The organism is Streptomyces sp. Root1310 (genome assembly GCF_001426425.1).
GTDB lineage: Bacteria > Actinomycetota > Actinomycetes > Streptomycetales > Streptomycetaceae > Streptomyces.
This window is the reverse complement of record NZ_LMEQ01000035.1, coordinates 284,537-305,866: the sequence shown is the minus strand read 5'-3', so window position 1 is coordinate 305,866 and position 21,330 is coordinate 284,537. Positions and strand designations below refer to the sequence as shown.

Annotated in this window: 18 protein-coding genes; 13 read left to right on the top strand and 5 right to left on the bottom strand. The window is 72.1% G+C overall.

Annotation, left to right across the window (positions count from 1 at the left end; genetic code table 11):
- Positions 1–46: 46 nt before the first annotated feature.
- On the bottom strand, positions 47–1,063 hold the full coding sequence (locus tag ASD48_RS41155) for a LacI family DNA-binding transcriptional regulator (protein WP_057607038.1): 1,017 nt from the start codon (positions 1,061–1,063) through the stop codon (positions 47–49).
- Positions 1,064–1,183: 120 nt separating this feature from the next.
- On the opposite strand from ASD48_RS41155, the gene ASD48_RS41150 reads away from it, so the two are divergent.
- From ASD48_RS41150 to ASD48_RS41095, 12 genes are all read left to right on the top strand, one after another.
- Positions 1,184–2,443 (top strand): MFS transporter, encoded by a 1,260-nt coding sequence (locus ASD48_RS41150; protein ID WP_057607037.1) that lies wholly within the window; start codon positions 1,184–1,186, stop codon positions 2,441–2,443.
- 9 nt (positions 2,444–2,452) lie between these two features.
- Positions 2,453–3,814 (top strand): Pup--protein ligase, encoded by a 1,362-nt coding sequence (gene pafA, locus ASD48_RS41145; protein WP_057607036.1) that lies wholly within the window; start codon positions 2,453–2,455, stop codon positions 3,812–3,814.
- Positions 3,815–3,950: 136 nt separating this feature from the next.
- On the top strand, positions 3,951–4,946 hold the full coding sequence (locus ASD48_RS41140; RefSeq protein ID WP_057607035.1) for an FKBP-type peptidyl-prolyl cis-trans isomerase: 996 nt from the start codon (positions 3,951–3,953) through the stop codon (positions 4,944–4,946).
- 62 nt (positions 4,947–5,008) lie between these two features.
- On the top strand, positions 5,009–5,380 hold the full coding sequence (locus ASD48_RS41135; protein ID WP_020128331.1) for an FKBP-type peptidyl-prolyl cis-trans isomerase: 372 nt from the start codon (positions 5,009–5,011) through the stop codon (positions 5,378–5,380).
- 130 nt (positions 5,381–5,510) lie between these two features.
- Complete coding sequence (locus ASD48_RS41130; protein ID WP_057607034.1) at positions 5,511–6,488, top strand: WYL domain-containing protein; 978 nt, start codon at positions 5,511–5,513, stop codon at positions 6,486–6,488.
- An 18-nt stretch (positions 6,489–6,506) separates the two neighbouring features.
- Complete coding sequence (locus ASD48_RS41125; RefSeq protein ID WP_057607033.1) at positions 6,507–7,586, top strand: WYL domain-containing protein; 1,080 nt, start codon at positions 6,507–6,509, stop codon at positions 7,584–7,586.
- Positions 7,583–7,873: a hypothetical protein gene (locus ASD48_RS41120; protein WP_057607032.1), complete on the top strand. Its 291-nt coding sequence runs from the start codon at positions 7,583–7,585 to the stop codon at positions 7,871–7,873. The genes ASD48_RS41125 and ASD48_RS41120 overlap by 4 nt, the downstream gene beginning before the upstream one ends.
- Positions 7,874–7,892: 19 nt before the next feature.
- On the top strand, positions 7,893–8,087 hold the full coding sequence (locus ASD48_RS41115) for a hypothetical protein (RefSeq protein ID WP_057607031.1): 195 nt from the start codon (positions 7,893–7,895) through the stop codon (positions 8,085–8,087).
- 283 nt (positions 8,088–8,370) lie between these two features.
- Complete coding sequence (gene tatA / locus ASD48_RS41110; protein WP_057607030.1) at positions 8,371–8,658, top strand: Sec-independent protein translocase subunit TatA; 288 nt, start codon at positions 8,371–8,373, stop codon at positions 8,656–8,658.
- Positions 8,659–8,705: 47 nt separating this feature from the next.
- On the top strand, positions 8,706–9,665 hold the full coding sequence (tatC, locus tag ASD48_RS41105) for a twin-arginine translocase subunit TatC (RefSeq protein ID WP_199876205.1): 960 nt from the start codon (positions 8,706–8,708) through the stop codon (positions 9,663–9,665).
- 31 nt (positions 9,666–9,696) lie between these two features.
- Positions 9,697–10,587, top strand: a complete 891-nt coding sequence (locus tag ASD48_RS41100) for a diacylglycerol kinase (protein ID WP_057607028.1) — start codon at positions 9,697–9,699, stop codon at positions 10,585–10,587.
- A gap of 63 nt (positions 10,588–10,650) precedes the next feature.
- Positions 10,651–13,509 (top strand): DEAD/DEAH box helicase, encoded by a 2,859-nt coding sequence (locus ASD48_RS41095; RefSeq protein ID WP_057607027.1) that lies wholly within the window; start codon positions 10,651–10,653, stop codon positions 13,507–13,509.
- Between the two features lie 111 nt (positions 13,510–13,620).
- On the opposite strand, the gene atzF is transcribed toward ASD48_RS41095, so the two are convergent.
- From atzF to ASD48_RS41075, 4 genes are read right to left on the bottom strand one after another with little or no spacing between them, the layout of a single operon-like run.
- Positions 13,621–15,276 (bottom strand): allophanate hydrolase, encoded by a 1,656-nt coding sequence (atzF, locus tag ASD48_RS41090; RefSeq protein WP_057607026.1) that lies wholly within the window; start codon positions 15,274–15,276, stop codon positions 13,621–13,623.
- A gap of 36 nt (positions 15,277–15,312) precedes the next feature.
- Complete coding sequence (locus tag ASD48_RS41085; protein WP_057607025.1) at positions 15,313–18,825, bottom strand: 5-oxoprolinase/urea amidolyase family protein; 3,513 nt, start codon at positions 18,823–18,825, stop codon at positions 15,313–15,315.
- Complete coding sequence (locus tag ASD48_RS41080) at positions 18,822–19,439, bottom strand: urea amidolyase associated protein UAAP2 (RefSeq protein WP_057607024.1); 618 nt, start codon at positions 19,437–19,439, stop codon at positions 18,822–18,824. The genes ASD48_RS41085 and ASD48_RS41080 overlap by 4 nt, the downstream gene beginning before the upstream one ends.
- Entirely contained in the window at positions 19,436–20,263 is an 828-nt protein-coding gene (locus tag ASD48_RS41075) for an urea amidolyase associated protein UAAP1 (RefSeq protein WP_057607023.1), read from the bottom strand. Before ASD48_RS41075 ends, ASD48_RS41080 begins: the two co-directional genes overlap by 4 nt.
- A gap of 170 nt (positions 20,264–20,433) precedes the next feature.
- Here ASD48_RS41075 and ASD48_RS41070 point away from each other — a divergent pair, with 170 nt between their 5' ends.
- On the top strand, positions 20,434–21,060 hold the full coding sequence (locus tag ASD48_RS41070; protein WP_057607022.1) for a TetR/AcrR family transcriptional regulator: 627 nt from the start codon (positions 20,434–20,436) through the stop codon (positions 21,058–21,060).
- Positions 21,061–21,330: the final 270 nt, after the last annotated feature.

Sequence of the window (21,330 nt, the reverse complement as noted above, 5' to 3'; positions counted from 1 at the left end):
CCCGCCCTGCGCCCCGGTCGACGATTCGGCCGGGGCGCAGGGCGTCTCAGGAGGCGTTCGGTGGCGCCGTGGAGGCCCGTACGACCAGTTCGACGGGGATGTCCCCGCCGTCCGGCGTGCGGCCCTCCAGGACGGCGAGGAGGGCGCGCATGCCACGTTCGCCGAACAGCTCCGCGTCCAGTCGTACGGTCGTCAGCTCGGGGTCGAGAGCGGTGGCCAGGGCGAGGTCGTCCAGGCCGGTGACGGAGACGTCGTCGGGGACCCGCAGGCCGAGGCGCCGCAGGGCCTTGTAGACGCCGGCCGCGAGTTTGTCGTCGTCGCAGACGACGGCGGTGGGGCGGGGCCCCGGAGCGCTCAGCGCCGCCTCCGCGGCGGCCAGTGCGCCGTCGATGGAGATCGGGGCCGGGGCGGTGCGCAGCGAGGTCCCCGCCACCGCGCCGACCCGCGCGGCGAGCTCACGCGCGCGTACCTCGAAGGTCCAGGACGGGATGTCGGCCGCGAGATGCAGGAAGCGGCGGTGGCCGAGGCCCAGCAGGTGGTCGGCGACCTGGCGGACGCCGTCGGCGATGTCGAGGTTGACCGTGGCGGCGCCCAGGCTTCCCGACGGGTCACTGTCCAGCATCACCAGGGGCAGCTGGTCGCCGCGGATGGCGGTCAGCGCGTCGGCGGCCATCGAGGAGGCGAGGACGCCGTCGAGGGCGGCCTGGGCGGAGGCGAAGGGGTCGCGGGCGGGGCCGACGCCCTCGGGGGAGGGGTAGAGGACCACTCCGAAGCCGTGCTCGGCCGCGACCCGCGCCGCCCCGGTGTAGACGCCGGCGAAGAACTCCGTCGTGAGCGCGGGGACGACGAGCAGGACCGTACGGGTGCGGCCGAGGCGCAGGTTGCGGGCGGCGAGATTGGGCCGGTAGCCGAGTTCGCGGGCCGCCTCCCGTACGCGTTCCGCGGTGGTCTCCGAGACGCGGCCGCGCCACTTGTCGCCGAGGACGAGGGAGACGGCGGCCTGGGAGACCCCCGCGGCCTGGGCGACGTCACGGCTCGTCGGGCGCGTGCTACCTCGTGCCACCGTGGGCCTGCTCCTTCGTCTGGACTCGCGAACAGCGCACATGGTACGTATGACAAGAGACGTTATACGTAAAACCTGAAGGTGGGCCACCGCCTCGGGCGAGCCGACGGAGGCGGGACATTGGCCGCGGGATACCTCGAGATCCTCAGGGCGAAGCACGCCGCCCGGCTGCTGACGGGCACGCTCGTCGGCCGGCTGCCCAACGCCACGGCCGCCATCGCGATCGTGCTGTTCGTGCGCGCGGAGGGCGGCACCTACAGCCTCGCGGGCGCGCTGGCGGCCGTGTACGGCGTAGCCAACGCCGTCGGGCAGCCGCTGCTGGGGAGGCTGGTCGACACCCACGGGCAGCCGCGGGTCCAGTTGCCCGCGGCGCTCGTCTCGGCCCTCGCCATGGCGGTCTTCGCCCTCGTGGGCGCGGACCCGCTGCCGCTCGCCTATCTGTCGGTGGCGGCCGCCGGCCTCTTCACGCCGCCTCTGGAGGGCGGCCTGCGGGCGCTCTGGCCGGCGGTGCTGCGCCGCGAGGACCAGGTGCACACGGCCTACGCGATGGACGCCGTGGCGCAGGAGGTGATGTTCACCGTCGGCCCGCTGCTGGTGACCCTGTGCGTGTCGCTGTGGTCGGCGCAGGGTGCCCTGCTGGTGCTGAACGCGGTCGGCGTGCTGGGCGCGCTGTCGGTGGTCGTGTCGCCGCCCTCGCGCGCGTGGCGGTCGGCCCCGCGCGAGGCGCACTGGCTGGGCGCGCTGCGGTCGCCCGGTCTGCTGGCGCTCCTCGGCGCGTTCCTGTTCATCGGCGTCGCGCTCGGTTCCATCACGGTGGCGTCCGTGCCGTACGCGGACGACCACGGTGGTGACGCGGTGTACGGCTGGCTGATGGCGGCGCTGGGCCTCGGCGCGCTGCTCGGTGGTGTGGTGTACGGCGCGCGTCGGTGGGCCGGGCCGCCGGAGCGGCGACTGCGGTGGCTCGTGGCGCTTCTGGCGGTGTGTTACCTGCCGCTGACGCTGATGCCGGGCGCGGTGGCCATGGTGGCGCTGACGGCGCTCGCGGGCGTGTTCCTGGCGCCCGCCATCGCGTGCGCGTTCGTCATCGTGGACCGGCACGCGCCGCGCGGGACGGTGACGGAGGCGTTCTCCTGGCTGGTGACCACGTTCACGGTCGGCGCGTCGGTGGGAACGGGCCTGGCGGGTCCGGTCGTCGAGGCCGGCGGCGCGCTGTGGGGATTCACGGTGCCGGCTGTCGCGGGTGCCGTATCGCTGGTGGTTTTGCTGGCCACAGGGCGGGTACTTGCAGTTCCCGCCGGGAGTGCGGTGGTTGCGGCTTCATCGGAAAATGATCCAAACCGTGCTGCCGAACCCCGTTTCAGTTCAGGGGATCGGGCGTAATGTTCACTCATGGACCGCCGCATTTTCGGGCTGGAGAACGAGTACGGCGTCACATGTACGTTCAGGGGACAGCGTCGGCTGTCTCCCGACGAGGTGGCGCGGTACCTCTTCCGCCGTGTCGTGTCATGGGGCCGAAGCAGCAATGTCTTTCTGCGAAACGGTGCCCGCCTCTATCTCGACGTGGGATCGCATCCGGAATACGCGACACCGGAATGTGACAACGTGACCGAGTTGGTCACCCACGACAAGGCCGGCGAGCGCATTCTCGAAGGACTCCTGGTGGACGCGGAGCGACGCCTGCACGAGGAAGGAATCGCGGGCGACGTCTACCTCTTCAAGAACAACACGGACTCGGCGGGCAACTCTTATGGTTGCCACGAGAACTACCTGGTGGCCCGGCACGGGGAGTTCTCCCGGCTCGCGGACATCCTGATCCCGTTCCTGGTGACCCGCCAGCTGCTGTGCGGCGCGGGCAAGGTGCTTCAGACGCCCCGTGGGGCGGTCTACTGCGTCAGTCAGCGGGCCGAGCACATCTGGGAGGGCGTCTCCTCCGCGACGACCCGCTCGCGGCCCATCATCAACACGCGCGACGAGCCGCACGCGGACGCCGAGCGCTACCGCCGTCTGCATGTCATCGTCGGCGACTCCAACATGTCCGAGACGACCATGCTGCTGAAGGTCGGCGCGACCGACCTGGTGCTGCGCATGATCGAGGCGGGCACGGTGATGCGGGACCTGACGCTGGAGAACCCGATCCGGGCGATCCGCGAGGTCAGTCACGACATCACCGGCCGCCGCAAGGTGCGGCTGGCCAGCGGCCGGGAGGCCTCCGCGCTGGAGGTGCAGCGGGAGTACTACGAGAAGGCCGTGGACTTCGTCGAGCGCCGCGGTGTGCGTACCGGCACCGTCGACCAGGTCCTGGAGCTGTGGGGCCGCACGCTGGACGCGATCGAGGCGGAGGACCTCGACCGGATCGGCACCGAGATCGACTGGGTGATGAAGTACAAGCTCATCGAGCGGTACCGGGCCAAGCACAACATGACCATGTCGCATCCGCGGGTCGCGCAGATAGACCTCGCTTATCACGACATTCACCGTCGTCGTGGTCTGTACTACCTGCTGGAGCGAAAGGGCCAAGCCGCGCGGATCTGCAACGACTTGAAGATCTTCGAGGGCAAGTCGGTGCCGCCGCAGACCACCAGGGCCCGGTTGCGCGGCGACTTCATCCGTCGTGCACAGGAACAGCGCCGGGACTTCACGGTGGACTGGGTGCACCTGAAGCTCAACGACCAGGCACAGCGCACCGTGTTGTGCAAGGACCCGTTCCGGTCGGTGGACGACCGGGTGGAGAAGCTGATCGCCGGAATGTGAGTGACGTGTTCCGCACCCGGTGCGGAACGCGACACGGGCGCCGTACGTTCCCGTACGGCGCCCTTCGCATGTCCGCAAACGTCGCTAAGGTAGCGCGCACGCCATCAGAAGATCGACCGATTACGAGGCTTTCATCGTGCGCCGACGCTCACTCATCCTTGCCGCCGTACCCGCGGGAATGGTCACTCTCGCCGCGTGCGGCGACGACAAGTCCGACTCGAGCAAGGCGAGCGACGGCGCGTCGTCCTCCGCCGGGGCCACGCCTCCACCGAAGATCGTCGACGGTCCGCTGCCGGCCATCACGGCGGGCGTGAAGTTCGACGAGAAGCCGACGGTCGCCAAGGGCAGCGGTGAGCCCTCGGACCAGCTGGCGGTGAAGACGGTGATCGCGGGCAGCGGCAAGACCGTCGCGGAGAACGACTACATCCAGGCCAACTGTCTCGGCCAGATCTGGGACAGCGCGAAGGTCCTCCTCAACACCTACGACACCAAGAAGCCGCTGTTCACCCAGCTCGCGCAGGGCGGCACCATCGACGGCTGGCGCTATGCGCTGACGGGCAAGAAGACCGGCAGCCGGGTGCTCTTCTCGGTGCCGCCGACCTGGGCCTTCGGCAAGGACGGCGACGCGGACACGGGCATCAAGGGCACCGACACGCTGGTGTTCGTCTTCGACATCCAGGACACGTTCAACGCGAAGAGCTCGGCCAAGGGCAAGGACGTGCCGCAGGACGACGCCGCGGTGCCGAAGGTGGGCACGAACACCGACGGCAAGGCGCCCTCGATCGAGATCCCCAAGTCGGACCCGCCGACCAAGCTGGTGTCGAACTACGTGATCGAGGGAGACGGCCCGAAGCTCGCGGCGGACGACACCGTGCTGGTGCAGTACAAGGGCGTCGTCTGGGACACGGGCAAGGAGTTCGACTCCTCGTACAGCCGCAGTTCGCTGACCTCGTTCTCGCTCCAGCAGGTGGTCAAGGGCTGGGCGCAGGGACTGACCGGCAAGAAGGTGGGCAGCCGGGTCGTCATCGTCGTGCCGCCGTCCCTGGGTTACGGCGACAGCCCGCCGAGCGGCAGCGGCATCGAGAAGGACTCCACGATGGTCTTCTCGGTGGACATCATCGCCAAGGTGTGAGGCGGGCGAAGGTGTAAGACTGTCCGTGTTGCCTTTCCGTGAGACATGCAGGAGCCAGTGACGTGAGCATTGACAAGCCCGAGATCGACTTCCCCGGCGGCGAGCCCCCGGCGGACCTCGAGATCAAGGACATCTGGGAGGGTGACGGCGAGGTCGCGCAGGCCGGCCACAACGTCAGCGTCCACTACGTCGGTGTCGCCTTCAGCACCGGTGAGGAGTTCGACGCCAGCTGGAACCGCGGGACGCCGTTCCGCTTCCCGCTCGGTGGCGGACGCGTCATCAAGGGCTGGGACCAGGGCGTGCAGGGCATGAAGGTCGGCGGCCGTCGACAGCTGACCATCCCGGCCCACCTCGCCTACGGCAACCAGAGCCCCACCCCGGCGATCAAGCCCGGCGAGACGCTGATCTTCGTCGTGGACCTGCTCGGGGTCTGACCGTCGTAGGACCAGTGTTGATCACCTGGGGTCCATGCCCGCCCGGGCATGGACCCTCGGCTTTTGTCCGGGCGCCGCGGGGCGGTACGGTCGTCGATCGTAAGCACCATAGGGGAGGCGAAGGGCGTCGATGGCCATTGCCAAGGCCGAGCGGCTGATGAACCTGGCGCTGTGTCTGCTCGGGACGCGCCGGCCGCTCAGCAAGCGTGAGCTGCGCGATTCCATCGAGGCGTATGTCGAGACCTTCCGGTCGGGCAACGGCGGGGCGGGGTCGGACGACTCCTTCAACCGGATGTTCGAGCGGGACAAGGACGATCTTCGCGAGCTCGGCCTGGTCATCGAGACCGTCGAGAGCCTGGACGGCGAGATCGGCTACCTCGCCCGCCGCGACAGCAACCGACTGCCGGCCATCACCCTGGACGCCGAGGAGGCCGCGGCGCTGGGCCTGGCCGCCAAGGTGTGGCAGCAGGCGCGGCTGGCCGGTGCCGCGAGCGGAGCCCTGCAGAAGCTGCGCGCGGCCGGGCTCCCCGAGGACGTCGACCCGTACGAGGCACACGGCGCCCTGGAGCCCCGGATCCCCGTGCACGAGGCCGCGTTCGAGCCGCTGATGCTCGCCTGCCGTGACCGTCGGCCCGTCGTGTTCGACTACCGCAAGGCCACCGCCGCCCACCCGGAGCCCCGGCATGTCGAGCCGTGGGCGCTGGAGTGCTGGCGCGGCCACTGGTACCTGGCCGGCTTCGACCGCGACCGGGGCGCCGAGCGGGTCTTCCGGCTGTCGCGGATCACCGGCAAGGTGCGCTCGCGCGGGGCGAGCTTCACCGTGCCGGTACCCGATGTCGTCACCGTCCGTGAGACCGTCGCGAGCTGGGCGGGCGAGACCGCCGACCGCAGCGCGCTGATCCGGCTGCGGACCGACGCCGGGTACCCCTTGCGGGCGAAGGCCACCGCGGTGCGGGAACTCGGCGACGGCTGGGACGAGTTGGAGATTCCGTACGGGCACGGGCTGGACGCCTGGCTGGTGGAGTTCGGGCCGGACGTGGTGGTCCTCGACCCCGCCGAGCTGCGCGCGGACGTCGTGGACCGGCTACGCGCCGTGGCCAAGGGCTGAGGGGGAGCGAGCAACACAGTGGCAGGCAAACCGGTCAGGCCGACGAACGCCATCGACCAGACGCGGCGGATGCTCTCCCTGGTGACGTATCTCAGGGAGCGCCCCGGCGCGCGGATCGAGGACGTGGCGCGCGCGTTCGGGATCACCGAGGACGAGCTGGTCTCGGACCTCGACGTGCTGCCGATGTGCGGCACCAGCTTCCGCGGCGGCGATCTCCTGGACATCGACACCGACGGTGAGCGCATCTGGTGGCACAACCCGGCCGCGCTCGGCGCGGACGCCGCCGAACCGCTGCGGCTGGCCGCCGACGAGGCGACCGCGCTGCTGGTGGCGGCCCGGGCGGTGTCCACGCTGCCCGGCCTGCGCGAGGGCGACCGGCAGGCGCTGCTGCGGGCGACCGCCAAGGTGGAGGCCGCGGCCGGTGAGGCGGCGGGCGCCAGCGCGCGGCTGTCGGTGACGTTCGAGTCCGAGGGCGGGGTCTTCGCGGACGTCGACCGGGCGATCTCCGAGCGGCGCCGGCTGTGGATCCGTTACTACTCGCCCGCGCGCGACCAGGTCACCGAGCGCGAGATCGACCCCATCCGGCTGGTCAGCGTCGGGCACACGTATGTGGAGGCTTGGTGCCGCCGCTCCGAGGCGCGCCGCACCTTCCGGCTGGACCGGGTCGCCGAGATCAAGATCCTCGACGAGCCGTCCGCACCGCCCGAGATCGAGCTCCGGGACCTGTCGGAGGGGCTCGTGCAGCCGGCCGCCGAGGACCCGGAGGTCGTCGTCGAGGTCGGCCCGGGCGGCCGCTGGGTCGCCGAGTACTACCCGCACGACAGCGCCGATGAACTTTCCGACGGCGGACTGCGTATCACCCTGCGCACACCCGAACCCGCCTCGCTCAGGCGGCTGGCGCTGCGGCTCGGCCGGGACGGCCGGATCGTGTCGCCGCCGGAGCTCGCCGACAGCGCCCGCCGGGCCGCCCGTGAGGCGCTGGCGGCGTACGACGGGATCGGGGCGCCGGGCGCGGTCGGGGGGCCGCACGCGGCGCACGGCGAGCAGCCGGGGCAGCGGGGCGACAGTCGGTTCGACGGGCGGGAGCAGGGGCTTTGAGCGAGGCGACGGCGTCCGGTGCGCGGGGCATCTCGGTGGCCTCCGCGTTCGCCGGCATGCGGAGTGCGGGTCCGGTGCGCTTCCGGGCCGGGTGCCCCGACTGCCGGGGTGCCTTCGAGCTGGCGGCGAGTGCCCTGCGCCTGGCGATCGGCGGGTCCAGCCGGACCACCTTCTACTCGTTCACCTGCCCCGACTGCGGTGCCGCCGTGCGCAAGCCGGCCGGCGAGCGGATCGTCGAGCTGCTCACCGGCGGCGGGGTCAGGACCCTGCGGCTGCACACGCCCTAGGAAGGTCTAGGCTCGCCCCATGTTCTGGCCGATGTTCGCGGTTGCCATGGGTTTCGCCGGTCTCACCGTCCTCGCGGTGTTCGCCGTACGGGTCTTCTCGGAGGCGCGGCTTCTGGGGCGGCAGGTCGCGGAGTCCGCGCGCCGGATCGACCGGGCGGCCCAGGAACTGGAACGGGCCGCCGCGAGCGCGGCCCGCGCTGTGGACACCCTGTGACGACCGCTGTGGCGACCCACGGGTAGCGCTGTGGGCGTCCTGTGAGTCCTGCGGGCAATGCGTTTTGGGCCACTTCGCCCTCCCGCCCCGGCGGGGAGGGCAGGTACGCTGCTGGTCGCGGCTCGGAGAACGAGGCCCGGACCGCGGACCGGGAGTACGCACAGGGATTGCCTCACGTTTACCCCTGAGCGTTACGATCGCTGTCAACACGATCGTTCGGACAGGTGTCCGACCGGTCGGACGGCAACCCACCCCCGCAGCCTCGGTGAGAAGGTAAAGACTTATGTTCGGAAGGCTCGGCGCCCCCGAGATCATTCTCATCCTCGTCGTCGTCATTCTGCTGTTCGGCGCCAAGAAGCTTCCCGACATGGCGCGCTCGCTCGGCAAGTCCGCTCGCATTCTCAAGAGCGAGGCGAAGGCGATGAAGGAAGACGGCAGCAGCACGGCCACCCCGGCGGGCCCGCCGAACGACGGCGAGCAGCCCCCGGCTCAGCGCACCATCCAGGCCGCCCCCGGCGACGTGACCAGCTCCCGTCCGGTCAGCGAGCCGACGGACACGACCAAGCGCTGACGCAGGGCCGGTGACCTCCGGCCCGCCGCACGAGATGGGAACGTGGGTTGCTGAAGCCTGCCCGCAAACAGGAGAAGGACCCCGAGGGGCGGATGCCCCTCGCGGATCATCTTCGTGAGCTCCGCAACCGGCTCGCGAAGGCGATGCTGGCCATCGTCCTCGTGACGGTCGTAGCCGCCTTCTTCTACAACGACATCATCAACTTCCTCACCAAGCCGATCCTCGACTCGGTCGGCTGCGGGAAGACCTTCGAGGAGATCGCGGGCCAGCTCAACTCCGGCGACGCCACCAACAAGTGCGCGAGCATCACGATCAACGGTCTCCTCGCGCCCTTCACGCTGGCCCTCCAGGTCTCCCTGATGGCCGGTGTCGTCTTCGCCTCGCCGGTCTGGCTCTACCAGCTGTGGGCCTTCATCGCCCCCGGCCTGCACAACCACGAGCGCAAGTACGCCTACGCGTTCGTCGGCCTGGGCGCCCCGCTCTTCCTGGGCGGCGGCTACTTCGCCTACGCCGTGCTGCCGACCACCGCCAAGGTGCTGATCGACTTCACGCCGGGCGGCGTCAGCAACCTCCTGCCGCTGGACGACCTGCTCCAGCTCGTCACGCGCATGGTCGTCGTCTTCGGCCTCTCCTTCGAGCTGCCGCTGCTGCTGGTCTTCCTCAACCTCACCGGCATGGTCACCGGCAAGCGCATGCTCGGCTGGTGGCGAGCCATGATCATCGGCATCACGGTGTTCGCCGCCGTCGCCACGCCCAGCACCGACCCCATCTCGATGCTGGCGCTCGCCGGACCGATCTGGATCCTGTACTTCGGCGCCACCGCCTTCTCCCTGCTGAACGACCGGCGCAGGCGCCGCCGCGACGCCCTCGGGCCCGCCGACGACGAGGCCTCCGAGCTGGACCTCAGCCCCGAGGCCATCGGCGAGGTCGAGTCGGTGACCGCGAGCCGCGCGCTGCCGGAGCAGTCGACCACGGAGCGGGTGAACGGTTATGACGACGTGACCTGACGGGTACCGGAGAACTCCTAAGGTCATCCCCGTGACCAGCGAGATCACCCTCTTCGTCAATCCCGCGGCGGGCCGCGGCCGGGGCGCTCACGCAGCGCGGCCGGCCGCTTCCGCGTTGCGGGCGGCCGGCTACACGGTGCGCACGGTCCTCGGCGTGAACGCCGAGGACGCCCTCGTACGCGCGCGTGCCGCGGTGGCCGACGGCACCGGCGCCCTGATCGCCGTCGGCGGCGACGGGCTGGCCCACCTCGCCCTGCAGGCCGTCGCCGGTACCCGCACCCCGCTCGGGCTGGTCGCCGCCGGTACCGGCAACGACTTCGCCCGCGCCCTCGGCCTGCCCCTCCGCGATCCGGCGGCCGCGGCCCGGCTGGTCGCCGACGCCCTCAAGGGCGCCCGGATCCGCGACATCGACCTCGGCCGGGTCGGCGACCGCTGGTTCGGCACCGTCCTCGCCTCCGGCTTCGACTCCCGCGTCAACGACCGGGGCAACCGCATGCGATGGCCAGTCGGCCGCGCCAGGTACGACCTCGCGATGCTGGCGGAACTGGCCGCGTTCCGCCCGTTCCCCTACCGGATCACGCTCGACGACGGAGCCGTCCGGGAGGTCGAGGCCACCCTCGTCGCCGTCGGCAACGGATCCTCCTACGGCGGCGGCATGCGGATCTGCCCCGGCGCCGATCCCACCGACGGACTGTTCGACGTCACGGTCGTCGGGGACTGCCGCCGCAGGACACTGCTGCGCGTCTTCCCGAAGGTGTACCGGGGGACGCACGTCGAGCATCCGAAGGTCACCGTGCTCCGGGCGGCGAAGGTCGAGATCGCCGCGGCGGGCGTCTCGGGCTACGCGGACGGGGAGCGGCTCGGGGAGCTGCCGCTCACCGCGCGGTGCGTGCCGGGCGCGGTGCGGCTCATCGGCCCCTGAAACGGGCCGCCCGTGCCCCCGTGAGCTGGGCGTACCGAGGTTTGGCAAGACCGGATCCGGATAATGATCGTCCTGTTGTCAGTGCGGCCCGGTACGCTCGAAAGCACGATGACAGAGGATCTCTCACCGGCCGAGCGGTACGCGGCAGCACGCAAGCGCGCTGTCGAGCAGGCCACTTCGCTCGCGTCCTTCCGCGAGATGTACGACTTCGGTCTCGACCCCTTCCAGATCGAGGCCTGCCGGGCGCTCGAGGCGGGCAAGGGCGTCCTGGTGGCCGCCCCCACCGGCTCCGGCAAGACGATCGTGGGCGAGTTCGCCGTCCACCTCGCCCTCCAACAGGGCAAGAAGTGCTTCTACACGACGCCCATCAAGGCGCTGTCGAACCAGAAGTACTCCGACCTGTGCCGGCGCTACGGCAGCGAGAAGGTGGGTCTGCTCACCGGCGACAACAGCGTCAACTCCGACGCCCCCGTGGTCGTGATGACCACCGAGGTGCTGCGGAACATGCTGTACGCCGGCTCGCAGACTCTCCTCGGCCTCGGGTACGTGGTGATGGACGAGGTGCACTACCTCTCCGACCGCTTCCGGGGCGCCGTGTGGGAAGAGGTGATCATCCACCTCCCCGAGTCGGTCACCCTGGTCTCGCTGTCGGCGACCGTCTCCAACGCCGAGGAGTTCGGCGACTGGCTGGACACCGTGCGCGGCGACACCGAGGTGATCGTCTCCGAGCACCGGCCCGTGCCGCTGTTCCAGCACGTGCTCGCCGGGCGGCGGATGTACGACCTGTTCGAGGAGGGCGAGGGCCAGCGCAGAGCCGTCAACCCCGACCTCACGCGGCTGGCCCGCATGGAGGCGAGCCGGCCCTCCTACCAGGACCGCAGGCGCGGCCGGAACATGCGCGAGGCCGACCGCGAGCGGGAGCGCCGGCAGCGGTCGCGGGTGTGGACACCGGGACGGCCGGAGGTCATCGAGCGGCTCGACGCCGCCGGGCTGCTGCCCGCCATCACCTTCATCTTCAGCCGGGCCGCCTGCGAGGCCGCCGTCCAGCAGTGTCTGTACGCCGGGCTGCGGCTGAACGACGAGGAGGCACGCGCCGAGGTCCGCGCCCTGGTCGAGGAGCGCACCGCCGCCATCCCCCACGAGGACCTGCACGTCCTCGGCTACTACGAGTGGCTGGAGGGGCTGGAGCGCGGCATCGCCGCCCACCACGCGGGCATGCTGCCGACCTTCAAGGAGGTCGTCGAGGAACTCTTCGTGCGCGGCCTGGTCAAGGCCGTCTTCGCGACCGAGACGCTCGCCCTCGGCATCAACATGCCCGCCCGCTCGGTGGTGCTGGAGAAGCTCGTCAAGTGGAACGGCGAGCAGCACGCCGACATCACCCCCGGCGAGTACACCCAGCTCACCGGCCGCGCGGGCCGACGGGGCATCGACGTCGAGGGGCACGCCGTCGTGCTGTGGCAGCGCGCGATGAGCCCCGAGCACCTCGCCGGTCTGGCCGGCACCCGCACGTACCCGCTGCGCTCCAGCTTCAAGCCGTCGTACAACATGGCGGTCAACCTGGTCGAGCAGTTCGGGCGGCACCGCTCGCGCGAGCTGCTGGAGACCTCGTTCGCGCAGTTCCAGGCGGACCGGTCGGTGGTCGGGATCTCCCGGCAGGTGCAGCGCAACGAAGAGGGGCTCGAGGGCTACAAGGCCTCCATGACCTGCCACCTCGGTGACTTCGACGAGTACGCGCGGCTACGCCGCGACCTCAAGGACCGCGAGACCGAACTGGCCAAGCAGGGTGCGAGCCAGCGGCGCGTCGAGGCCGCCGTGGCGCTGGAGAAGCTCAAGCCGGGGGACGTCATCCACGTGCCCACCGGCAAGTACGCGGGGCTGGCGCTGGTGCTCGACCCGGGCCTGCCCGCCGGCCGGGCCAACGGCCATCGCGGCTTCGAGCAGCACGACGGGCCGCGTCCGCTGGTCCTCACCGCCGAGCGGCAGGTCAAGCGGCTGGCCTCGATGGACTTCCCGGTGCCCGTAGAGGCGCTGGACCGGATGCGGATCCCGAAGTCGTTCAATCCGCGCTCGCCGCAGTCCCGCCGTGATCTCGCTTCCGCGCTGCGCACCAAGGCCGGGCACATCCCGCCGGAGCGGGCCCGCAAGCAGCGCTCGCAGGCCGCCGACGACCAGGAGATCGCCCGGCTGCGCACCGCGATCCGCGCGCACCCCTGCCATGGCTGCTCCGACCGTGAGGACCACGCCCGCTGGGCCGAGCGCTACCACCGGCTGCTGCGGGACACCTCGCAGCTGGAGCGTCGTATCGAAGGACGCACCAACACGATCGCCCGCACGTTCGACCGGATCGTGGCGCTCCTGACCGAGCTCGACTATCTGCGGGGCAACGAGGTCACCGAGCACGGCAAGCGGCTCGCCCGGCTCTACGGCGAGCTCGATCTGCTCGCCAGCGAATGCCTGCGCGCGGGCGTCTGGGAGGGGCTGGCCCCCGCCGAACTGGCCGCCTGTGTCTCGGCGTTGGTCTACGAGTCGCGGGCCGGGGACGACGCCATGGCGCCGAAGCTGCCCTCGGGCAAGGCCAAGGCCGCACTCGGCGAGATGGTGCGCATCTGGGGCCGGCTGGACGCCCTGGAGGAGGACTTCCGGATCAGCCAGACTGAAGGCGTGGGGCAGCGCGAGCCCGATCTCGGCTTCGCCTGGTCGGCGTACATGTGGGCCTCCGGCAAGGGCCTCGACGAGGTGCTGCGCGAGGCGGAGATGCCCGCCGGTGACTTCGTGCGCTGGTGCAAGCAGGTCATCGACGTGCTGGGGCAGATCGCGGCGGCGGCTCCCGCCTCGGCCGGGGGCTCGACGGTGGCGAAGAACGCCCGGAAGGCGGTCGACGAGCTGCTGCGGGGCGTCGTCGCCTATTCGTCGGTGGGGTGATGCCGTCCGGCGGGCGCGGGCGCGGGCGCGGGTCGGGCGTGGCGGCCGTTCGTGCCGTCCGCGCGGCGGGGCCGCAGGTCACTGCGGCCCCGCACCTCTCGGCGGTCCATCTCAGCCCTGGTCGAGATACGCCCGCCAGCCCCCGTACGCCGTGATGTCCGACGCGTCGCCGAGGGCGCCCGGTTCGCACAGGAAGCCGGGAACCCGCGTGCCGTCGGCGAGTTCGACGCTGCCCAGGGTCATCGGGCGGGGGAGCGCGGCGAGCAGGCTGCCGAGCCCCTCCGCCGGGAGCCGCCAGACCTCCACCTCGATCGCGGCGCCGCCCTCGCCCACGTGCACGAGACCCGGCTTGGGCGGGGCCGTGCGCAGGGCGTGCAGGCGGTAGACGGCGGACGTCGTGGTCGTACGGTCCAGCACCGCGCCCAGGGACAGCAACTGGGGGTTGAGGGGCCGGCCGGTCAGATGGGCGCCCGCCACCGCCACGTACACCTCGGGGCGCAGCAGGTCCGCGATCCGGGCCAGCCGTTCGTCCGTGAAGGCCGGGCCGACCAGCATCACGCCGAAGGGCAGGCCGTTCACCTCGCCGGCCGGGACGGCCACCGCCGCCAGGTCGAAGAGGTTGGTGGAGTTGGTGAAGCGGCCCAGCCGGGCGTTGGCCCCCAGCGGGTCGGCGGCGACCTCGGCGAGGGTGGGGTGGCCGGGTGCGGTGGGCAGCAACAGGGCGTCCGCGTCCGCCAGTTCGGCCAGGGCGCGGGTGCGCAGGACGGTCAGGCGCTCGGTGTCCGCGTGGAGCCGGTGGGCCGGGACGTCCCGGGCCCGGGTGATGATGCCCGCGACCGTCGGGTCCAGCCCCGCGCCCCCCTCCGCGGTCAACTTGTCGACAAACTCACCCACGGCCGTGTAGCGCTCGGCGACGAACGCGCCCTCGTAGAGCATCGCGGCGGCCTCGGTGAACGGGGTGAGGTCGATGCCGCGGATCTCGGCCCCGGCCGCTTCGAGCCGCCGTACCGCCGTCTGGTAGGCCGCCGCCCAGCCCGGGTCCAGTTCGCCCAGCCGGTCGAGGGGCGGGACCGCGATCCGCCAGGGCCCGGGGACGCGGGCGGCGAGCGAGGGGAGGGCGCGGTCGGCCGGCGACGCCATGTGGGCCAGGGCCCGTTCCGCCTCGGGGAGCGTGCGGGCGAAGACCGTCACACAGTCGATGGAGGCGCAGGCCGGGACGACGCCCTCGGTGGGGACCAGTCCGCGGGTGGGCTTGAGGCCGACGATGCCGTTGAAGGCGGCCGGGACCCGCCCCGAACCCGCCGTGTCCGTGCCCAGGGCGAGGTCCACGATGCCGAGGGCCACCGCGACGGCCGAACCGGAGCTGGAGCCGCCGCTCACCCGCGACGGGTCGACGGCGCCCCGCACCGCGCCGTACGGGGAGCGGGTGCCGACCAGGCCGGTCGCGAACTGGTCCAGGTTGGTGGTGCCCAGCACCAGCGCACCGGCCGCGCGGAGCCGGGCGACGACCGGGGCGTCGGCGGCGGGCCGGTAGGCGTACGCCGGGCAGCCCGCGGTGGTCGGCAGCCCCGCCACGTCGATGTTTCCCTTGACGGCGAGGAGCCGGCCCGCGAGCGGGAGACGCTCACCGCGCGCCAGCCGTTCGTCGAGCGTGCGGGCCTCCGCCTCGGCCTCCGCCCGCGGCCGCAGGTCGATCCAGATCTCCGGGCGGTCCGTGGCCTCGATGCGGGCGTAGGCGGCGCGGACGCGGGACACGGTCGTGGACATGTGTGCTCCTTGCATGGTGTCGGGCCGATCGGCCGGTCAGCTCGCGGCCGGGCCCAGGACGAGCAGTGCCGTCCCCGCCTCGACCTGGTCGCCGGGGCGGGCCAGGACCTGTGCCACCACGCCGTCGACCGGCGCGTGCACCCTGGACTCCATCTTCATCGCCTCCAGGGCGAGCAGCGGCTGCCCCGCCGTCACCTCGTCGCCCGGCGACACGTTCAGCTGCCAGACGGAGGCGGCGAACTCCGCCTCGACCAGGCGGCCGCCCGGCGGTACCGCCACCTCGGCCGGGGGAGCGGCCGGCGCCTCGGCGGCCGCCGCCCGCGCGAACTCGCCGGCCGCCTCCCAGGCGTCCCGCTCCGCCGCGAAAGCGGTCTGCTGGCGGGACCTGAACTCCGCTATCGGGCCGGCGTTCCCGGCGAGGAAGGCCTGGTACCCGGCGAGCGAGAAGGTGCCCTTCTCGACGCGCGGCACGAAACGGCCCGAGATGATGTCGGCCCGCAGTTCGAGTAGTTCGTCCGCCCCGACCGGATACCAGCGGATCCGGTCGAAGAAGCGCAGCAGCCAGGGCGAGCCCGGTTCGAACGCGCCGCGCTGCTGCCAGGGCGACCACACCTGGGTCGTCCGGCCCACGAACTGGTAGCCGCCGGGCCCCTCCATGCCGTAGACGCAGAGGTACGCGCCGCCGATGCCCACCGAGTTCTCGGCCGTCCAGGTGCGCGCGGGGTTGTACTTCGTGGTCACCAGCCGGTGGCGCGGGTCGAGCGGGGTGGCGACCGGGGCGCCCAGGTACACGTCTCCGAGGCCCAGGACCAGGTACTCCGCGGCGAACACCGTGTCGTAGACGTCCGCCACGGTGTCCAGGCCGTTGACCCGGCGGATGAACTCGATGTTCCAGGGGCACCAGGGGGCGTCGTCGCGGACGCCCGCCATGTAGCGGGCGATGGCCTCGCGGGTCGCGGGATCGTCCCAGGACAGCGGGAGGTGCACGGTGCGGGAGGGGACGACCAGTTCGTCCGAGGGGGGCAGGGCGGCCGTCATCTCCCGTACCACGGCGAGGAGTTCACCGAGCGGAAGGCGGGCGGGGTCCGTCCGGATCTGGAGCGAGCGGATGCCCGGGGTGAGATCGGTGACGCCGGCCAGGTCCGCCGCGGCCACCGCCTCCATCAGCGCGTGGACCCGCATGCGCAGCGCGAGGTCCAGCTGGAGCGGTCCGAACTCGACCAGCAGGTTGTCGTCGCCGCTGCGCCGGTAGGCCACGTCGCCGTCCCGGGCGAGCACGCCCCCGTCGACGATCTCGGGGCGCGGCGCGCCGCCCACGTCCACCGGCGCGAAGCGGACCGTGTCGCCCGGGCGCAGCTGGCCCAGCTTCCAGCGCTCGGAGCTGAGCACTGTCGCCGGGCACACGAAGCCGCCGAGGGACGGGCCGTCCGGGCCGAGCAGCACCGGCATGTCGCCCGTGTAGTCGACGGCGCCCACGGAATACGGGGTGTCGTGGATGTTGGACGGGTGCAGACCCGCCTCGCCGCCGTCGGTGCGTGCCCAGCGCGGCTTGGGTCCGACCAGGCGCACGCCGGTGCGGGCCGAGTTGAAGTGGACCTTCCAGTCGGCGGCGTAGAAGTCGCGGATGTCGTCCTCGGTGAAGAACTCCGGTGCCGCGTGCGGGCCTTCGACCGCACCCAGGTGCCAGACCGGGGCGAACTCCGGGCGGTCCGGGACGGGTACGGCGGTGCCCTCGACGACCGTCCCGCCGTGCAGGACGTCACCCGTGCGCAGCGCCCGTCCGCCGTGGCCGCCGAAGCGGCCCAGGGTGAACGTGCTCGCGCTGCCCAGGAAGGCCGGGACGTCGAGGCCGCCCGCGAACAGGACGTACGTGCGCAGTCCGTGTTCGCCGGGCGCGCCGATCTCCAGCAGCGCCCCGGCCGGTACGGTCACCGGCTCCCACCGCGGCACGGCCGTGCCGTCCACGGTGACCGGGGCCGGCGCGCCCGTCACACACACCGTGGTGGCGTGACTGAAGCGCAGGGCCGGGCCCTGGAGGGTGCACTCCAGGCCCGGGGCGCCCTCGGGGTTGCCGAGCGCCCGGTTGCCGAGGCGGAACGAGCGGTCGTCCATCGGGCCGGACGGCGGGACACCGACCTGCCAGTGGCCGGTGCGGCCGGGCCAGTCCTGCACGGTGGTGAGGGTGCCGCCGGAAACGACCTCGACGCGCGGGGTCGGGTCGGTGACGGTGGCGAGGGTCGCCGTCGAGTGGGTCGCCGTCACGAACCGGGAGTCCGCCAGCGCCGCCCGGACCAGCCCGAGGTTCGTCTCGATGCCGTCGACCCGCGTCCGGGCCAGGGCCTCGTCCAGGCGTCGCAGCGCGTGGTCCCGGTCCGGTCCGTACGCGATCACCTTCGCGAGCATCGGGTCGTACGACGTCGTCACCTCGGTGCCCGTCTCCACCCAGCCGTCCACGCGCACGCCCTGCGGGAACTCGACCCGGGTCAGCAGCCCGGCGCTGGGCCGGTGGTCGCGGCTCGGGTCCTCCGCGTAGAGGCGTGCCTCGACCGCGTGGCCGCGGGGCGGGCCCGGGTCGCGCACGACGTCGCGCTCGCCGCGCGCCAGACGCAGCATCCAGGCGACCAGGTCGACGCCGTGGATCTCCTCGGTGACGGGATGTTCCACCTGCAGGCGGGTGTTGACCTCCAGGAAGTAGGCCTCCTCGCGGGCCGCGTCGTAGACGAACTCGACGGTGCCGGCGGATCGATAGCCGACCGAAGCACACAAGTCGCGCGCGTTCGCGGCGAGTTGCTCTCGAACGCGCGGGGGAAGGCCGGGGGCCGGGGCCTCTTCCACGACCTTCTGGTTGCGGCGCTGGAGGGAGCAGTCCCGGTCGCCGAGGACGACGACCTCTCCCTCGCCGTCGCCGAACACCTGCACCTCGACATGGCGGGCGTGCTCCACGAGCCGTTCCAGGAAGACACCGGCGGACGAGAAGGACGCGGCGGCGACCCGCTGGACGCGCTCCCAGGCGTCGGTCAGTTCGGCGGCCGAGCGACAGGCCGACATGCCGATCCCGCCGCCACCGCCGGTGGCCTTGAGCATGACCGGGTAGCCGACGAGCCGGGCCCGCTCCAGCGCCTCGGGCAGGTCCGCCAGCAGCCCGGTTCCGGGGGCGAGCGGCACTCCCGCCGCCCGAGCCGCCGCCCGCGCGGTGTGCTTGGCGCCGAACAGCTCCAGCTGTTCCGGCGTCGGGCCCACGAACACGATCCCGGCGTCGGCGCAGCGGCGGGCGAAGGCCGCGTCCTCGGAGAGGAAGCCGTAGCCGGGGTGGATCGCGCCCGCGCCGGTGTCCTTGGCCGCGGCCAGCACCAGGTCGGCGTCGAGGTACGACTCCTTCGCGGGTGCCGGGCCGAGCCGTACGGCCTGGTCGGCGAGCCGGACGTGGGGTGCCGAGCGGTCGGCGTCGGAGTACACCGCCACCGTGCGCAGGCCGAGTTCGCGGGCCGTGCGGATGATGCGGACGGCGATCTCGCCCCGGTTGGCGACCAGCAGCGTGTCGAAGGTCATGCGGCGCCCGCCTCGTCCGCCTCGTCGACGGTCATCTCCACCGCAGTCGGCTCGAAGCCGTTGCAGGGGTTGTTGATCTGGGGGCAGTTGGAGACCAGGACGAGGACGTCCCGTTCGGCGCGCAGGGTCAGCGAGAGGCCCGGCGCGGAGAGACCGTCGACGATGCCGAGGGTGCCGTCCCGCTCGACGGGCACGTTCATGTACCAGTTGATGTTGGAGACCAGGTCCCGCTTGCCGAGGCCGTGCCGGGCGCCCTCGGCGAGGAAGTTGTCCACGCACGCGTGCTGCGCGTGGGTGTGGTGGCCGTAGCGCAGGGTGTTGGACTCCTTGGAGCAGGCGCCGCCGACGGTGTCGTGGCGGCCCACGCCGTCGGCGGTCACCGTCATCAGCGCGGTGTGCTCGTTGGACATCAGCACACTGCCCGTGGTGAGGAAGATGCCGCCCTGGGCGTGGATCGTGTCGGGCGCGCTGTAGCGCACCGACGTGTCGTGGGCGTCGTACACGAGGAAGTCGACGGCCTGGTTGCCGTGCAGGTCGGTGATGGTCAGCGTCCCGCCCTGGCGGACGACCGACGACCAGGAGGCGCGGGCCGCCACCACTGTCTTCGTGCTCATGCGAGCCCCCTCGCGGTCAGGAATTCGACGGTGTTGAGGAAGGCGCGGCGGCCTTCGGGTGTGGCGTCCCACAGCGGGTCGCCGGGGCCGGTGGCCGCCGCCCGCCAGGCGAGGACCTCCAGCGGGGTGCTGACGTACTGCGGCCGGGGGTCGGCCGGGTGCGGCACGTTGGCGATCAGGACCGTCACGTCCTGCTCGGCGCGCAGGGTGACGCTGCCGCCCGGGCCGGCCGAGCCGGTGAAGTCGAGCGTGCCGTCGTCCCGGACCCGCACCCCCTGGAAGAAGGAGAGCGAGGGCGGCAGGTCGCGGGGCTCCAGGCCGTTCTTCGCGGCGGCCAGCTTGAACAGCTCCCGGCCGGCCGGGGAGGCGGACTGCGGGCTGCCGTCGCCGTAGCGCTCGGTGTTGCGTACGAGGGTGGAGGTGCCGCACAGGGCGTCGTGCCGGCCGGCGGTGTCGGCGACGACCGAGGCGAGGACGCGGCCCTGGTCGGACAGGAGCAGCACGCCTTCGCCGAGGTAGGCGTTCCACTGGACCTTGACCGTGTCGGCGACGTTCAGCCGCTCCCAGGGCCGGCCGTCCACGTGCAGGAGCAGATGGGCGCAGGCGTCGCCGCGCAGGTCGGTCAGGCGCAGCTCGGTGCCGCGCGCGAGGACCCGGTGGGTGTAGTTGCCGCCCGCGACCGTCTCGGCCCACACCAGGTGGCCCGCCTCGCAGGGCGGGTCCTGCCAGTCCCGGGCCGGGACGACCGGCATGGCCTCGGCGCGGGCACCCTCCTGCGCCCGGGCGTGGGCGCGTGCCCCGTATGTGGTCGCTGTCGCCGCCATTGCGGACCTCCGCAGCTCGGTTCCGTCGCTGTCGCGGTATTTCTGTCGCCCGACAGAAATTAGGTCCGGGGCGGGTCGCCGCCGTTGCCCGCCGGTTGCGGGGCGGTTACCGACTCCTCACCGGGTCGTCCGAAGATCGCCGTCCGGGGCCGTGTGCGAGGATCGAAGGCATGGGGACGAGCAGCGGACGTCGAGTGGGCCGCCCGCGGGCCGCGCAGCGCCCGGACAGCGGGCTCGCCCCGCGCGCCGAACTGCTCGTGGCCGCCGCGGAGTTGTTCACCACGCGCGGCTACGCCGCCACCACCACCCGGGCCGTCGCCGAACGCGCGGGAATGCGCCAGGCCTCCATGTACCACTACGTCTCCGGCAAGGAGGAGCTGCTCGCCGCGCTGCTGGAGTCGACGGTCACGCCCTCGCTGGCCTACGCCCGTGAGCTGCTCGCGGACGACACGCGGACGGCCGAGGACCGGTTGTGGGAGCTGTGCCGCACCGACGTCGAGCTGCTGTGCGGCGGCTCGCACAACCTCGGCGGTCTCTACCTGCTGCCGGAGGTGCGCACCGAGCGGTTCGCCGGCTTCCATGCCGTGCGCGCCGAACTCAAGGACACCTACCGCCAGTTGATCGCGGCCACGGCGGCGGGCGGCGGGCTCGCGAAGGGCGCGCTGGATCTCCGTACCGATCTGGTCTTCGGCCTCATCGAGGGCGTGATCCTCGTGCACCGCTCGGATCCCGACCGCTCGGTCTCGGAGTTCGCCCGCGCCACCGCCGACGCGGCGCTGCGCATCGCGGGGAACTGACCACCGCCCGAGCCCCTCACGGGTGCTCGTCTCATCCGTCCCGGTGAACTGTCCCGCACGCCTGTTCCGAGTGACGCACGGTGTTCGAATGAATGCCGTGCGTGCAAATGGACTGAGGTTACTCCACGTGCGGAAGTGGTTTCAGGCAGTTGTGGAATATGACACGGCGATGATCCGGTCGGACTAAGCTCGCCCGCGGCGCACCGAGTTGAGGCGTATTCGTGCGCTTGTTCCCAAACTTCCCGAAGATGCCGACAGATCCCTACAGAG

Excerpts from the sequence above, each read along its gene's own strand:
- pafA (WP_057607036.1), top strand. The coding sequence starts at position 2,453 with ATGGACCGCCGCATTTTCGGGCTGGAGAACGAGTACGGCGTCACATGT.
- ASD48_RS41130 (WP_057607034.1), top strand. The coding sequence starts at position 5,511 with ATGGCCATTGCCAAGGCCGAGCGGCTGATGAACCTGGCGCTGTGTCTG.
- ASD48_RS41115 (WP_057607031.1), top strand. The coding sequence starts at position 7,893 with ATGTTCTGGCCGATGTTCGCGGTTGCCATGGGTTTCGCCGGTCTCACC.
- tatA (WP_057607030.1), top strand. The coding sequence starts at position 8,371 with ATGTTCGGAAGGCTCGGCGCCCCCGAGATCATTCTCATCCTCGTCGTC.
- ASD48_RS41095 (WP_057607027.1), top strand. The coding sequence starts at position 10,651 with ATGATCGTCCTGTTGTCAGTGCGGCCCGGTACGCTCGAAAGCACGATG.
- atzF (WP_057607026.1), bottom strand. The coding sequence starts at position 15,276 with ATGTCCACGACCGTGTCCCGCGTCCGCGCCGCCTACGCCCGCATCGAG.
- ASD48_RS41085 (WP_057607025.1), bottom strand. The coding sequence starts at position 18,825 with ATGACCTTCGACACGCTGCTGGTCGCCAACCGGGGCGAGATCGCCGTC.
- ASD48_RS41080 (WP_057607024.1), bottom strand. The coding sequence starts at position 19,439 with ATGAGCACGAAGACAGTGGTGGCGGCCCGCGCCTCCTGGTCGTCGGTC.
- ASD48_RS41075 (WP_057607023.1), bottom strand. The coding sequence starts at position 20,263 with ATGGCGGCGACAGCGACCACATACGGGGCACGCGCCCACGCCCGGGCG.
- ASD48_RS41070 (WP_057607022.1), top strand. The coding sequence starts at position 20,434 with ATGGGGACGAGCAGCGGACGTCGAGTGGGCCGCCCGCGGGCCGCGCAG.